This window comes from Xanthomonas hortorum (assembly GCF_011305375.1).
In the GTDB taxonomy this organism is placed as follows: domain Bacteria; phylum Pseudomonadota; class Gammaproteobacteria; order Xanthomonadales; family Xanthomonadaceae; genus Xanthomonas; species Xanthomonas hortorum_E.
In genome coordinates, this window is sequence record NZ_VCME01000007.1 from 396619 (window position 1) to 410473 (window position 13855).

Below are 13855 nucleotides of genomic sequence, written 5' to 3' on the forward strand. Positions count from 1 at the left end.
CGCCTGGTGCCGCTCAGTCGATCACCCGCCTTTCGCGTCCTCAGTTCAACGCCTAGTGCTGCTCCGACTCTGGCCCCAGATGCTGTTTCTCGGTTTCTTCGTTCTCGCCGACATCGCCCTGCACCTGCGGTAATCCTTCCTCGCGCATCTCGCTCTTGTTCGGCACTTCCGGGCGGTTTTCCATCATCAGCGACAGCGCCGCCTTGGCCATCATGTGCGCGCTGATCGGTGCGGTGATGAACAGGAAGACGGTGATCAGCAACTCGCGCGGTTGCGGGTCCACGCCTAAAAACAGGTGATAGCCCACCGATGCCAGCAGCACGCAGCCCACCCCCAGGGTGCTGGCCTTGGTCGGCGCATGCAGGCGCTTGAAAAAGTCCGACAGCTTCACCAGCCCGAGCGCGCCGATCAGGATGAAGAACGTGCCGACCAGCAACAACGCGCTAAGCAGGTATTCGGTCAAGGCGATCATTCGACGATGTCCCGGCGCAACACATATTTACTGAGCACTACGGTGCTGCCGAAGCCCAGCATTGCAATCACCAGCGCGGCTTCGAAGTAGATCGGCGAATCCAGGTACATGCCCAGCAGCATCAGCTCGGCGATGGCGGTGATGGAGAGCGTATCCAACGCCAGAATGCGATCGGGCACGGAGGGCCCGCGCAGCAATCGCCACAGCGCCATCAGCATGGCCAGACCCACCGCGTGCATGCAGATGACGATGGTCGATTCGATGAACATGTGGCCGGTCACGGAAAGATCTCCATCAGGGGCTTCTCGTAGCGGGTCTTGATCTCGGCGATCAACGCGTCCGGATCGTCCAGATGCAGCACGTGCACCAGTAGATATTTGCGGTCGTCCGAGAGCGCCGCCGACACCGTGCCGGGGGTGAGCGTGATCATGCTGGTCAGCGCGGCGATGCCATGGATGTTGGCGATGTCCAGCGGCACCCAGATGAAACCGGGATGGATGCGCGACTCCGGACCGAGCACCTGGCCGGCCACCTTGATGTTGGAGCGCACGATATCGCCTGCGGCCACCAGCAGCATGCGCGGCACCGAACGCAACGAACCGATCTGCGCAAACTCGCGGTCCAGTCGTGCCGCGAAGATCGGCACCACCCAGCCCAGCAATAAGCCGAGCACCCACTGCTGCGGCCCGAAGCTGTCGCTGAGCAGCAACCAGAACACGAACACCATCACGCTCAACGGTGCTGACGGAAACATCCGCCGCCGCAGCGGCACACGTGTGCTCATGGTTGCCTCCGTTGCGGGGTGGTGGCACGCACCTGCTCCACATACGCACCGGGGTCGCGCAGCTGCGCGCCGGCCGCATCGGTGTAACGCATCAACGGACCGGCGCCCACCGTCATCGCCACCAGGCCACTGAGCAGCAACACGGTGGCGGCCGTTTCCACCGGGCGCATGCGGCCACGCCGTTGCGGTTGCAGCTCCGGCGCATCTTCCACGGCTTCGGGGACGCGCCAGAACAGGCGTACGCCGGCACGCGTCAGGCCGATCACCACCAACAGGCTGCTGCCGAGGATCGCGGCCCACACCGGCGCGACCAGACCATCGGGCACGTGCTGCAGCAACGCCGCCTTGGCCAGGAAGCCGGACAATGGCGGCAGGCCGGCCACCGCAACCGCAGCGATCATGAACATCGTGCCGGGCATCCCGCGCCGTGGCAGTGGCGCGACCACTTCCTTGCGATCGCTGGCACTGCCGCGACGTCGGCGAATCAGATCCGACACCATGAACAAGGCGGCGGCCACGAAGCTGCTATGCGGCAGGTAATACAGCCCCGCGCCCAAGGCGCCGGCATCGTCCAGCGAGAAGGCGATGAACAGGGTCGCCGCCGAAAACACCACCAGATACGACACCATCACCCGCAGCCGCGATGCCGCCATCACCCCGATGGCGGCCATCACCAGCGTGGCGATGCCGAGCCACAGCAGCGCATGGCGACCGAAGCCCTGCAACGCGCCGGCACCGGCGCCAAACCACAGCGACGACACCCGCAATGTCGCGTACAGCCCGACCTTGGTCATGATCGCGAACAACGCGGCCACCGCGGCCGGCGCACGCGAGTAGGTTTCCGGCAACCATAGATACAACGGCAGCAAGGCGGCCTTGCTGCAGAACACCAGCAGCAACAATCCCAATGCAGCTTTGGCCAGCGGCACATCCTGCGCCGGCAGCTCGGCGATGCGTTGCGACAGCTCGGCCATGTTGAGCGTGCCGAACACACCGAACAACAGGCCCAGCGCGACCAAAAACAAGGTCGACGCGCAGACGTTGAACACAACGTAATGCAGGCCAACACGCATCTGCAAGCCGCGCCCGCCGCTGAGCAACAACCCGTAGGAGGCGATCAGCATCACTTCGAAGAACACGAACAGGTTGAAGATGTCGCCGGTCAGGAACGCACCGTTCAAGCCCATCAACTGGAACTGGAACAAGGCATGGAAATGCGGCGCGCGGCGGTCCCAGCCGGCACACGCATGCAGCAGGCAGGCCGAGCCCAACATTAAAGTGGTCAACAACATCCACGCCGACAGGCGGTCGCCCATCAACACGATGCCGATGCGTGCCGGCCAATCGCCCAGCAGATACACCAGGACCTCGCCTTCGGCGGCGCGCGCGAACAGCGCGATCACTGCCGCAGCCAGCAAGGCCATGCTCACCCACGCCACCGTGCGCTGCACGCGTGGCCCATAGCGACGATGCTCGACAAACAGCGACGCAGACGCACCCAGCATCGGGATCAGGATCGGCAGGATCAGCAGGTGATTCATCGCCGCGCCTCGCGCGTGTCCACGCCGGTGGTGGCGTCTTCGTGCGCATCCACATGATCGCTGCCGTTGTCGCTGCGGCTGCGGATCGCCAGCACCAGGCTCACTGCAGTCATCGCAAAGGCGATCACGATCGCAGTCAACACCAGCGCCTGCGGCAACGGATCGGTGTAGTGCATCAGATCGGCGGGCACGTCGTCGCGCAGCACCGGCGCCTGACCGCTACGCACGCGCCCACCGGCGAAGATCAGCAGGTTGGTCGCATACGACAGGAAGGTCATCCCCAGGATCACATCGAAGCTGCGCGCGCGCAGCAACAGATAGATCGCCAATGCGGTGAGAACGCCGATCGCGCTTGCCAGTGCCAATTCCATCAATGCTGCTCCGCGGTGCGTGTCGAACGTTGGGTGGGGTCGATCTCGCCGCGCTGCGAACTGCGCGTGCGCGAAGGTTTGATCGTGCCCATCATCGACAGCATCAACATCGCCGCGCCGAACACCACCAGATACACGCCGATATCGAAACCCAGCGCGCTGGCTAGTTCCAGATCGCCCAGCAGCGGCAACGGAATCTCCACATGCCCGCTGCTCAAGAATGGCATGCCGAACAACAGCGACCCCGCGCCGCTGACCAGTGCGAACAACAGCCCGATGCCGATCAGGCGGATGTAATCGAAACCGAAGCGCGATTCCACCGAGGCGGTGCCCTGAATCACGTACTGCATCAGCAGCGGCACCGCCAGCACCAGGCCGGCGATGAAGCCGCCACCGGGCGCGTTATGGCCGCGCAGGAACAGGAACAACGACACCGTCAGCGTGAGCGGGAACATGATCTGCGCCAGATCGGCCGGCACCGGCAACTTGATCGGCGGCCCCGGCATGCTGCGCTCCGGCGCCATGCGCGAGCGCCGCAGCAGTGCGTGGACCACCAGCCCTGCAATGGCGAACACGGTGATCTCGCCGAAGGTATCGAAGCCGCGGAAATCCACCAGGATCACGTTGACCACGTTGTGGCCGTACGCTTCCGGCAGCGCACGATGCAGCATTTCCCCTGCCACGGTGTGGCTGGGCTGTGTCATCAAGGTGTAGGCCAGGGCGGCCAAGCCGGCGCCACCGACGATGGCAATGGCGGCATCGCGGATCTTGCGCAAGCGCGCAGGCTCGGGCAGCGAGCGCTCGGGCAGGTAATTCATCGCCAGCAGCATCAGCACCAGTGTCACCATCTCCACCAGCAACTGCGTCAACGCAAGATCCGGTGCCGACAGGAACACGAAGGTCAGGCTGACCGCCAGGCCGGTGCCGCCGAGTACCAGCACCGCCAGCAGGCGCTGCTTGTACAGGAACAGGCTACCCAGCGCGCAGGCGATCATCAGCAGCCACACCGTCCAGCCCAGCAGCGGCATCGGCGTGGGGGCAGGCCAAGCCGGCAGCGTGCCGCCTTGCAGGAACGGGACCAGCGCCACCACCACCGCACTCAACACCAGCAACATCAGCATGCGTTGCAGATTGCCGTTGGTGACCGCATCGGTCATGCGCGCGGTGGCGGCATACAGTGCGCGCAGATTCCAGTTGAACAGCGCTTTGCCCGGCGAGCGGTTCTGGATCGCATACAGGTCCAGCGTGCGGCGCAGCGCCATGTACAACAGCGTGCCACCCACCATACCGGCGATGCTCATCGCCAATGGCCAGTTCCAGCCATGCCACAGGGCCAGGCTGTAGTCGGGCAACCTGTCGCCCAGGATCGCGCTTGCACCGGCGCGCAGCACCGGCGCGATGGTCCATGCCGGCACGATGCCCACTGCCACGCAGATCAGCACCAGCACCTCCACCGGAATCTTCATCCAGCGCGGCGGCTCGTGCGGGGTGGTGTCCAGATCGCGTGGGCCCTTGCCGAAAAAGGTGTCGTGCACGAAGCGCAGGCTGTAGGCCACACCGAGCAGACCGGCCAGCAGCGCAGCGATGCTGGCCAACACACGCATCGCCTGCGGCGCTTCGGTTTCCAGTGCGACGGCAAAGAACATTTCCTTCGACAAGAAGCCGTTGAGCAGCGGAATGCCGGCCATCGCCAACGAGGCGATGATCGCCAGCGCGCTGGTGAATGGCATCAGCCGGCGCAGATTGCCCAGCTTGCGCATGTCGCGCGTGCCGGTTTCGTGGTCGATGATGCCCGCTGCCATGAACAACGAGGCCTTGAACACCGCATGGTTGAGGATATGGAACACGCCGGCCACCACCGCCATCGGTGTCGACAGGCCGAACAGCATCGTGATCAAGCCCAGATGCGAAATGGTCGAATACGCCAGCACGCCTTTGAGATCGTGCTGAAAGATCGCATGCCAGGCACCCAGCAACAGCGTGATCGCGCCGATGCTGGTGACGGTGTAGAAAAACAGATCGGTGCCGGCCAGTGCCGGGTGCAGACGCGCCAGCAGGAACACGCCGGCCTTCACCATCGTGGCCGAATGCAGATACGCCGAGACCGGCGTCGGCGCGGCCATCGCATGCGGCAGCCAGAAGTGGAACGGAAACTGCGCGCTCTTGGTGAAAATCCCCAGCAGCACTAGGCCCAACGCATACGGATACAGCGGGCTGGCGCGAATGAGATCGCCGGCTGCCAGCACCGCATCCAGCTGAAAACTGCCGACGATGCGGCCGATCATCAAGATGCCGCCCAGCAGCGCCAGGCCGCCACCGGCGGTCAACACGAAGGCCATGCGCGCGCCTTCGCGTGCATCCTTGCGGTGCGACCAGAAGCCGATCAACAGGAACGAGCTGATGCTGGTGAGTTCCCAGAACACCATCAGCAATAGCAGGTTGTCCGACAACACCATGCCCAGCATCGCGCCCATGAACAGCATGAGATAGGCGAAAAAGCGCGAGGCGCTGTCGCGTGCGCTCAGGTAGTAATGCGCATACATCACCACCAGCGCGCCGATGCCCAGCACCAGTAATGCGAACATCCAAGCCAGGCCATCGAGCCGCAGCGAGAACAGCAAACCGATTTGCGGCAACCACGCATGTTCGCTGCGGATCACTTCACCGCGCAGTACCGCCGGTGTCAGCATCGCCAGGATCAGCAGCCCGCCCAACGGCGCGGCCGCAGCCAACCACGCAGTGATCGAACGGGAGGTGCGCCAGAACAGCGCGGTGGCGGCCGCCATCACGAAGGGCAGCGCGAGCAGGATTTCCAACGAAAAAGGCATGCAGGGAACACAAGATTCGCGAGCAGGCCAGAGAGCTTAACAAAACGTTGACTAACGGCCGCGTCAACGTCATCGCCGGGCGCATGCGGAAATCGCCGCTGGATCGTCGTCGCATCGCTGCGATGCACTCGCTATGCTGGGCTCACCAAGACTGCATCCGAGCCCTGTGACCGCTGCCAATCCCGCCCCGTCCACCGCTGTCTCTGCGCCACGCGCCCTGGTGTTCGGCGGCAGTGGGCAGATCGGCGAACGCCTGCTGACGCGGCTATTGAGCCGTGGCTGGCAGGTCACCGCGTGGTCGCGGCAGCCGCGTGCGGCGCGTACCGGATTGATCTGGCGGCAAGGCGATCTGGCCGTGCCGGCAGCGGCAGGCGAAGCGTTCGAGGTGATCTTCAGCTGTGGCCCGCTGGATCATTTCGCACGTTGGTATGCCGAAAATCCGGTGATCGCCCCGCGCATTGTGGCGTTCGGTTCGACCAGCCTGGAAGTCAAGGAACACTCGATCGATGCGGCCGAGCGCGATGTCGCCCAGCGCCTGGCGAACGCCGAACAGGCGCTGTTTTCTGCAGCGCAGGCGCGCGGCGCAACCGCAACGGTGCTGCGCCCGACGTTGGTCTACGGCGCCGGGCGCGACCGCACGCTCACCCAGATCGCCAGCCTGGCACAGCGCACCGGCGCGTTCGTGTTGCCGGCCAACGCCACCGGTTTACGTCAGCCGGTGCATGTGGACGATCTGGCCAGCGCCGCGCTGGCGGTAGTCACCCAGCCGGCCACGCAGCAACGCAGTTATGCGGTGGGCGGTGGCGAAGTGTTGGCCTACATGCAGATGGTGGAGCGTGTGCTGGCTGCGTTGCCACGACCGGCGCGGTTGTATCAGGTGCCGCCGACGCTGTTCGGGTTGGCGCTGAGCGCTGCGCAACGGCTGGGCCGCCTGCGTGGCATGAATGCGGCGGCGTTGCAGCGCATGCGCGATGACCTGGTGTTCGATCTGGAACCGGCGCGCCGCGATTTCGGTTACGCGCCGCGTGCGTTTCGTCCGTTGCCGGAAGAACTCGGTGTTCGCGAGTGAGGTTGGTGAGGTTGGTGCCTCGAGCCTAGTACCGCCAACCCAGCTGGCGATACACCTTGGCCAACACCCAGATCGGCCCGATCAGCAGATAGGTCAGATCGGTCAAAAAGCTCGGCTTGCGGCCTTCGATCTTGTGGCCCACAAACTGTGCGATCCAGGCCAGCACAAACACCGCCACGCCCAACGTGAACACGCCGCCCAGGCCAAGCTTGCTCTCGATCAAGCGACACAGACAGCCGAAGAAGAAGAAGATGCCCAGCATGCCCAACCCCAGCGGGCGCGACAGCCGGTTGTAGTACGACCACGCCGCAAACATCGACAGCGCCGCCCACACGCCGCTACTGAACCAGGTGCCGCCCACCGGGATGCACCACAGCAAGGCCACCACCGACCACAGGATCGCCGGCACTGCCAGCACATGGATCTGCTGGTTGGTAGCGTTTTGGTGATCGTCGGAATAGCTGGCGAAATAGCGGTCGATCGGTCGCGCGGTCGTGGTGCGTTCGGTCATGTTCCCTCCCAGGAATGACCCAAGCATACGCGCGCGGATGGCGCTGCGGCAGCCGGGCACCTTGCCACGCACCGGTCGCGTGGCAAGGGCCGGCAAACATCAGTTGACCGACACCGCGCTCCACGCTGCGGCAACCGCGCGGTATTGCGTGGAGGTGCTGCCATACAGATCGGTGGCCGCGCTCAACGTGGCCCTGCGTGCGGCCGCGTAGTTGGTCGAAGAGGTCATGTACACCGTCAACGCGCGGTACCAGATGCGGCTGGCTGCGGCACGGCCGATCGACGTCAACGCGGTATTGCCGTTGCACACCAGCCCGGCCGGCGTCACGTTCCAGCTGGTGCCCGCACCAAAGCCGCTCGGCACCACCGCACCCTCGGCCAGCAGATAGTAGAAATGGTTGGCCACCCCCGAGCTGTAGTGCACGTTGAGCGAGCCCAGGCTGCTGCTGTAGCAATCCGGCGAGTCGCCATCCAGGCTCGGCTTGAACATGTAGCGCAACGCCAGCGTGCCGCTGCTGTTACCGGGGACGATCTTTTCGCCGATCAGATAATTGCCCGGCTGCGCGCTGTTGTTGGCGGAGTACTCCACCATCGCGCCCATGATGTCGGACGTGGCTTCGTTCAAACCGCCGGACTCGCCCGAGTACACCAACCGTGCGGTGCGACTGGTCACGCCATGGGTCATCTCGTGGCCGGCCACATCCACCGAGACCAGCGGCGTGAATGTGCTGCCGTCTCCATCGCCGAAGGTCATGCAGAAGCAGCTGTCCTGCCAGAACGCGTTGTTGTAACGGCTACCGTAATGCACACGGCTGCGCGCACCCGCGCCATCGTTTGCGATGCCGCTACGCGCATGCGTGGTGCGGAAGTAGTCCCAGGTCAAGGCCACGCCATAATGCGCATCCACCGCTGCCGTCACCGTATCGCTGTTGGCGCCGCTGCCCCAGGCGTTGTCGGCATCGGTGACCAGCGTGCCGTTGCCGGAGGTGCTGTTGCGCATGTTGTAAGTGGCACCGCTACCGCGGCTCAGATCGGTCAACTCGTAACCGCTGCTGCAACGCGTTGTCGATAATCCAACGTTGCCTGCATACAGCGAACGCCCGGTGCCGGTCGCGCTGGTGCCGCCACTGCACACGGTGTGCACCGTATCCCAGGATTCGAGAATGCGTTGATTGACCGCATCGACGATGTAATGCATCTCGGTCGGCGTCTGGTCGGGCTTGATGCCGCTGTAGATCACTTCGTAGACCAGCCGCGGTGCGCCTTGGCGCGCATACAGTGCCAGACTTGCGCGTGGCGCGGCGTCGGGTGCCACATCGAACTGCGTCCCGGCCGCACGCACCGCAGTGTCGGCATCGATGCCCGGCACGATGGCCGGCCGCACGTTGGTGTCCATGGTCTGGCTCAACTGACGCATTACCCCGCGCCGCGAATGCACCACCACATCGCCGCCGATGACCGGCAAGCCCTGATAGGTGCGATCGAAGCGCACATGCTCGGTGCCATCGGCATCGACAATGCTGTCGCGCGCGATAAATGCATCGGCGGTTGCACGATTGGCCAACGCCGCAGCGTTGTTGCCCAACAACGATTGCGCGCGCGCTACCGCGGCATCGGCGGAAAGATCCGCAGCACTGGCGACAGCAGACAACGACAGCGCGCAGCAGATCGCTGCGCCCAACACATGGAATTGCATGACGACTCTCTCCCAGGAAACGTGCAATGCAAAGATCGGCGGCGACGAGCATCAGCCGATCGCGAATGGCAGCAGGGTGCCGGCAGCCAACCTTGCACAGTCTGTGAGAGCGCAGTAGTAAAAATTACGGTTGTGTTGCGTTCTGTGCGCCGCGCCACTTTGCGTTGTGGAGCGCATCGCAGACAGATGCAAGATGCGCTGCATGATCGGCGCTCATCGCGCTGCGGACGTGTATCGCAGCGCTGTTCTACAAGGCCGCTGTTTCTACAAGAATGTGTCGGCGCCCAGTGACACGCGGTGCGCCAGGGAGCATGCAGTGGTGTTCGATTGCGGCATCGCTTTCAGTCGCGAGCGACGTTGGTGATATTAGGGCGCGCACAAAAAAAGCCGGCCAGAAAACTGGCCGGCTTTCTTGATGCACTACTGCATCCTTAGCGGCCGCCGATGGCGACCTTGTGCTGCTCGTCCTGCGTTTGTTGCTGCTGCGTCTGGCCAGCCAGCAACTGCGCACTGGTCTGCTCGAGCGTGGGAGCGGGCTGATTCAGATCCACCGCCGCACGGAAGCCCGGCGTCGTCCCCATCACGAACGCCTTACCGTTCTGCACCGTCACGTCTTGCAGTTTGTCGGCAGAATCGATGCCATTCTGCTTGGCCTGCAACGTGACATGGGCCGCCGTCTCGTTGGAGATCATGCTTGGCAGCCTGCTGCGGATCGCGGTGTGCAGCGCATGGTCCGGATGCGAGGCATCGTTCAACGATGGGCCCTTCGGCGCGGCCTGCTGCGTCTGGCCTGCCTGCGTCTGGGCCTGCGCCGGCAACGCGGACAAGGCGGCCTGCGTATTGCGGCCCACCACGCCATCGGGCTGCAGCCCATGCTGCTTCTGGAATGCGATCACCGCCTCACGCGTGTTGTCGCCGAAGCGGCCATCCTCGGCAAGCCGGTTCCCCTGCGCATCGCGCACGCCAAGTCGGTTGAGGTCCTGCTGCATCTTGCCGACATCGGGATTGTGGTCGCCCTGACGCAGCGTGCCGTTGCCAGCGTGTGTCGATGCTTGAGCCTGACGAGCGCCTGATTCCTGATGATGGCCTTGATTCCAGAACGTCTCCGGACTGGTCAGCTTGCCGTTGGCATCGCGCAGTTGGTAATGCACATGCTGTGCGTACTGATTGACACCGTTCGGGCCGCGTCCACCCATCGTACCGATGGCATCGCCCGCAGACAGCGCCTGGCCTTCTTTGACCTTCAGCCCTTCCAGATGCAGGATCTCGTGCGAGTTGCCCTGCGCATCGCGAATCTTGACGGTGCCGTAGTTGCCACCGGCGAACGTGACGGTTCCCGAGACCGGCGAATGCACGGTCGGATGCTGCAGATTGCGACCTGCCTGGCCACCCTCGTAATTGAAGTCCGTACCGCCGTGCGGACCACGGCTGCCTCGGTGCTCGCCGTAATGACCAGTGATATGCGGATCGGTACTGCCTTGGCCTGGCAGCATGCGTTCCATCGTCTGCTGGAAGTTACTGCGAGTGGCATGGCTGGGTTCGGCTGGGTGCGCCGCTGGCGCCGAGCGATCCACTGCGTTTCCCTGCGTTTGGGCGAGGCGCTGTTCCACGAACTGGGTGTAATTGTCCAGGTGAGGGTCGATTTCGCGACGCGATAGAGCAAGGCCACCATAATCTTTGCTGGGACCATCGTGGTGATACTTGTAAATGTAATCCTCGTCCTGGCCGCGGCTACGCGCGAGATCGCGGTTATCGATGAAATGTTGCACCAATGCCTGCGACTGCGTCTGCACATCGAAGCGGTTGGCCGTGGTGACGCCATAATGTGCACCGGTGCGATCAATAAATTGACCCAGGCCCGAAGCAGACGTGGTCCCCGCAGCTGCATCAGGATTGAAGCCAGATTCGACCCGGGCGATGGCTAGAACATAAGCGGTCTCACGCGATGAAAGCCCGGCATCCTGCGAGGCATCGATGAGGCTGTCGATCACCCGCGATTGTGTCTGTGGACTGGCATCGCCCCAGCGACGCGATTCGCCGTGCAGTCGGCCATCTGCGCTGTCGATGGGCTCGCGATAATGGCTCCACGGTTTGATCCGGTCGCTGCTGTACGCAGCGCCGCGTGGCTGAAGCATCTCGGTATAGATCGTGTTGTCGGTCATATCGTGCGTTCCTTTCTATGAGACAGATTCTTCCTTGTAACGGGTGCTGCTCCATGTACTGCGTACTGCGTTCGCCATGCACCGCCATTAGCAGTGCATGGGCATTCCTTGCTCAGGGCTGGAAAGGCACCAGTTCCGGGTGCTTTAGTCCCAACTCTTCGAGCTTGTGTTCGTATTCGTCGTTATTCGGGCTCTGCTGGCCGTCCTGCTCGCGAAGCGGTGGGGTCGCGTGATTCAGCAACTGACCCTTTGCGTCATAGAGGAAGAACCACTCGCAGAACTCGCAACCATAGGGAAGCTCGCCATACTGGATGACGAAGTAATCGGTTCCCTTTCCGTCTTCGGCGCAGCCCAGCCCGACCGCCGTGTAGTCCACCATCTCTGCGGGCGGTGCCAATTCCTGGCGCTCGCCATTGCGCTCTATTTCCACGCGCGTTTTGGGGGAATCACCGCTTTTGGACGGTAGCGCGGTCAGGTGCAGACGCGCGCCAGAGCATTCCTTGATCATGTCATTCTGTCCCTGTTTAGCCGCTTCCATCGAAGCGGGGGAATGGGCGTTGGAGGTTGGTGCGACCGGTGCGCTGGCAGTGTTATCTGCGACGCCGTGCTTATCACCGCATGCGGCAAGCAAAAGTGTCAAACCGAGGGCGGGCAGGGTGGAGATAAAGCGTCGCATCAGTTCGCTTCCTTGGAGATAAAAGTGACAGGGCCAGTTATCTACGCCTGCAGGAAAATGCTTCCGGTGGCCCATTGCTTCATAACGACTGGTCGTCCACCTTCACCAGCGTCCAGCATGGCTGCTGGGCGAAGTGGTAGACCTGTTGGTCGCCGGTGTCCGGTGTGCGGACCAGCACCTGGCGGCCTTCAGCCTCCTCGGAGATCGTGACCTCGCGGCCGCCATTGCGGGCTGCCTCCAGGTTGGGGATCACCGGCCACTCGACCTTGGCCAGCGGAACCGTACGCGTCACCGGCGCAGGCTCGGGCTGCGCGTCCGGATCGAGCTGGATCATCGTCAGCGGATCGGCCGTAGCCTTTTCCTGTACTGCGATGTCCGCGCTGAAGCGTTTCAGAAAGGCGGGGAAGTCGGCATCGGGACAGCTTGTCGCCGGGGCGGGCGTCGCCGGCGCGGCGGCGGGCGTTGAGGCTGCAGGTACGGCAGGCGTCGCAACGGCAGCTGGACCCGACTGTTGAGTGCAGGCAGCAAGCGCCAGGCTCAGTGCCAGGGCATGCAGGGAAATTCGGGAAAGGGACAACGGATCCTCCTGATCGTATCGGGGGCAGCTAGAGCGCGGGCGCGATTTTATCCGTGTGCTGCTTGCAGATATGTGAAGGCTTGCGGCTTCATCGTTTGCACGAGCTGGCGGGCACCAGGCAGATCAATCGGCCTGGCTATCTGCTCGCCTGACCGTCGTCCCGAAGTCCTTGAAGAAGTGCGCTCGGTCATTTCGCTGTTCGTCGTGTTGCCCTCGGACGCAAGCGTGTTTCAAAACGGCCGTCGATAATGACTAAGCGGCAGTAATTAAAGTCGTGAGTTTGCCGAGTTTGATTGCCAGCAACTAGATTCCGTTTGAAAACACGTCGAGTGTATTTGCACTCACCCACCCCTGCACGCAATCGCCGACATACTGGCCTGGTGCGGCTGCATGGCAGGCATCACCGGCGGCAGGCGTCAAGCGTTTGATCGGCCTGTCGCCATACCGCTCGCACAACGCATTGTCCTTGCATTTTGCGACACTGCTTGCGGGGATTGCGACGACATAATAGTAAAGAGGATTCTGCCCTGCGCGGCCGATGCCTTGTACGCAAACGAGTTGGCCCTGCGCCAGATTGGCGTTGGCGGACGCATTGCTGCCGGTAGTCGGCACGGCACTGAGTGCGTCCACACCCTGTGCCTGCGCTACGCCAGCAAAAAATCCGTCGTCGCCACATGTAGGCAAAAGCTCCACGTCGTAAAAGTCGCCTGTCTCCACATTGCCAGCCGTGCAGCCTTTTGCGGTCGTTGCGTCGGTGCACTTCACGCCACTTGCCTGTATCAATGCTGCGAGTTGGTCACCGACAGGAGTCTGTGCAGAAGCTGGCGATGCCGTCGGTGCCGTCGGTGCTGTCGATGTGGTCGTCGTCGCGGCGGGGGACGCGGACTCGCCTGCAGTACATGCGCTTAATGCAAGCAGCAGCCCCGGCAGCAACGCGCTGCGGAACATGGGAAAACTGCGTAGAGAGACACTTGACGGAGCCATCGCGACCTCGTTGAACAATAAAGTGCACCATTGCAGTGTGCCTGTTGGCAATCGGCTATCTGCCTCTGCATCGCTGACCATTACACACTTGGCGCGTGATGGCCGAATTGCCAGCTGTCGCTTTCAGAATTCAAAACGCGTGCGCCAAGTAAGTCGCTTGGCGCTTAGGTCATCGCTGCAATGGT

At 63.1% G+C, this 13855-nt stretch carries 13 protein-coding genes; 1 reads left to right on the forward strand and 12 read right to left on the reverse strand.

Features of this window, described 5'->3' with window-relative positions; all coding sequences use genetic code 11:
* Positions 1 to 52 precede the first annotated feature (52 nt).
* Genes FFY45_RS09435 through FFY45_RS09460 form a run of 6 tightly spaced genes read right to left on the reverse strand, consistent with a single transcriptional unit; the run spans position 53 to position 5996 of the window.
* Positions 53 to 472, reverse strand: coding sequence for a Na+/H+ antiporter subunit G (locus FFY45_RS09435; protein ID WP_023902356.1), 420 nt, complete (start codon positions 470 to 472; stop codon positions 53 to 55).
* Complete coding sequence (locus FFY45_RS09440; RefSeq protein ID WP_023902357.1) at positions 469 to 753, reverse strand: K+/H+ antiporter subunit F; 285 nt, start codon at positions 751 to 753, stop codon at positions 469 to 471. The genes FFY45_RS09435 and FFY45_RS09440 overlap by 4 nt, the downstream gene beginning before the upstream one ends.
* Positions 750 to 1256, reverse strand: coding sequence for a Na+/H+ antiporter subunit E (locus FFY45_RS09445; protein WP_176340227.1), 507 nt, complete (start codon positions 1254 to 1256; stop codon positions 750 to 752). The genes FFY45_RS09440 and FFY45_RS09445 overlap by 4 nt, the downstream gene beginning before the upstream one ends.
* A complete protein-coding gene (locus tag FFY45_RS09450) occupies positions 1253 to 2797 on the reverse strand; it encodes a monovalent cation/H+ antiporter subunit D (protein WP_104551385.1) in 1545 nt (514 codons plus the stop codon). The genes FFY45_RS09445 and FFY45_RS09450 overlap by 4 nt, the downstream gene beginning before the upstream one ends.
* Entirely contained in the window at positions 2794 to 3168 is a 375-nt protein-coding gene (locus tag FFY45_RS09455; protein WP_006451720.1) for a Na+/H+ antiporter subunit C, read from the reverse strand. The genes FFY45_RS09450 and FFY45_RS09455 overlap by 4 nt, the downstream gene beginning before the upstream one ends.
* Positions 3168 to 5996, reverse strand: coding sequence for a monovalent cation/H+ antiporter subunit A (locus FFY45_RS09460; RefSeq protein ID WP_176340228.1), 2829 nt, complete (start codon positions 5994 to 5996; stop codon positions 3168 to 3170). The genes FFY45_RS09455 and FFY45_RS09460 overlap by 1 nt, the downstream gene beginning before the upstream one ends.
* Positions 5997 to 6162: 166 nt before the next feature.
* Between FFY45_RS09460 and FFY45_RS09465 the strand changes: the two genes are divergently transcribed.
* The gene (locus FFY45_RS09465; protein WP_170118538.1) at positions 6163 to 7065 is read left to right on the forward strand and encodes an NAD-dependent epimerase/dehydratase family protein; all 903 of its coding nucleotides are present in this window, start codon (positions 6163 to 6165) and stop codon (positions 7063 to 7065) included.
* Positions 7066 to 7090: 25 nt separating this feature from the next.
* On the opposite strand, the gene FFY45_RS09470 is transcribed toward FFY45_RS09465, so the two are convergent.
* From FFY45_RS09470 to FFY45_RS09495, 6 genes are all read right to left on the reverse strand, one after another.
* Positions 7091 to 7576, reverse strand: coding sequence for an Mpo1 family 2-hydroxy fatty acid dioxygenase (locus tag FFY45_RS09470; protein WP_176340229.1), 486 nt, complete (start codon positions 7574 to 7576; stop codon positions 7091 to 7093).
* 99 nt (positions 7577 to 7675) lie between these two features.
* Positions 7676 to 9271 carry a M4 family metallopeptidase gene (locus FFY45_RS09475; protein ID WP_176340230.1) on the reverse strand — a complete coding sequence of 532 codons (1596 nt, stop codon included), beginning with the start codon at positions 9269 to 9271 and terminating at the stop codon, positions 7676 to 7678.
* A gap of 431 nt (positions 9272 to 9702) precedes the next feature.
* Positions 9703 to 11433 (reverse strand): peptidoglycan-binding protein, encoded by a 1731-nt coding sequence (locus FFY45_RS09480; RefSeq protein WP_176340231.1) that lies wholly within the window; start codon positions 11431 to 11433, stop codon positions 9703 to 9705.
* Between the two features lie 112 nt (positions 11434 to 11545).
* On the reverse strand, positions 11546 to 12109 hold the full coding sequence (locus FFY45_RS09485; RefSeq protein WP_255171912.1) for a hypothetical protein: 564 nt from the start codon (positions 12107 to 12109) through the stop codon (positions 11546 to 11548).
* Positions 12110 to 12188: 79 nt separating this feature from the next.
* Complete coding sequence (locus FFY45_RS09490) at positions 12189 to 12686, reverse strand: hypothetical protein (RefSeq protein WP_176340232.1); 498 nt, start codon at positions 12684 to 12686, stop codon at positions 12189 to 12191.
* A gap of 303 nt (positions 12687 to 12989) precedes the next feature.
* Positions 12990 to 13634 (reverse strand): hypothetical protein, encoded by a 645-nt coding sequence (locus FFY45_RS09495; protein WP_255171913.1) that lies wholly within the window; start codon positions 13632 to 13634, stop codon positions 12990 to 12992.
* Positions 13635 to 13855 lie beyond the last annotated feature (221 nt).

Coding starts and splice junctions, on each gene's coding strand:
- FFY45_RS09435 (WP_023902356.1), bottom strand. CDS start 472: ATGATCGCCTTGACCGAATACCTGCTTAGCGCGTTGTTGCTGGTCGGC.
- FFY45_RS09445 (WP_176340227.1), bottom strand. CDS start 1,256: ATGAGCACACGTGTGCCGCTGCGGCGGCGGATGTTTCCGTCAGCACCG.
- FFY45_RS09450 (WP_104551385.1), bottom strand. CDS start 2,797: ATGAATCACCTGCTGATCCTGCCGATCCTGATCCCGATGCTGGGTGCG.
- FFY45_RS09455 (WP_006451720.1), bottom strand. CDS start 3,168: ATGGAATTGGCACTGGCAAGCGCGATCGGCGTTCTCACCGCATTGGCG.
- FFY45_RS09460 (WP_176340228.1), bottom strand. CDS start 5,996: ATGCCTTTTTCGTTGGAAATCCTGCTCGCGCTGCCCTTCGTGATGGCG.
- FFY45_RS09470 (WP_176340229.1), bottom strand. CDS start 7,576: ATGACCGAACGCACCACGACCGCGCGACCGATCGACCGCTATTTCGCC.
- FFY45_RS09475 (WP_176340230.1), bottom strand. CDS start 9,271: ATGCAATTCCATGTGTTGGGCGCAGCGATCTGCTGCGCGCTGTCGTTG.
- FFY45_RS09480 (WP_176340231.1), bottom strand. CDS start 11,433: ATGACCGACAACACGATCTATACCGAGATGCTTCAGCCACGCGGCGCT.
- FFY45_RS09485 (WP_255171912.1), bottom strand. CDS start 12,109: ATGCGACGCTTTATCTCCACCCTGCCCGCCCTCGGTTTGACACTTTTG.
- FFY45_RS09495 (WP_255171913.1), bottom strand. CDS start 13,634: ATGTTCCGCAGCGCGTTGCTGCCGGGGCTGCTGCTTGCATTAAGCGCA.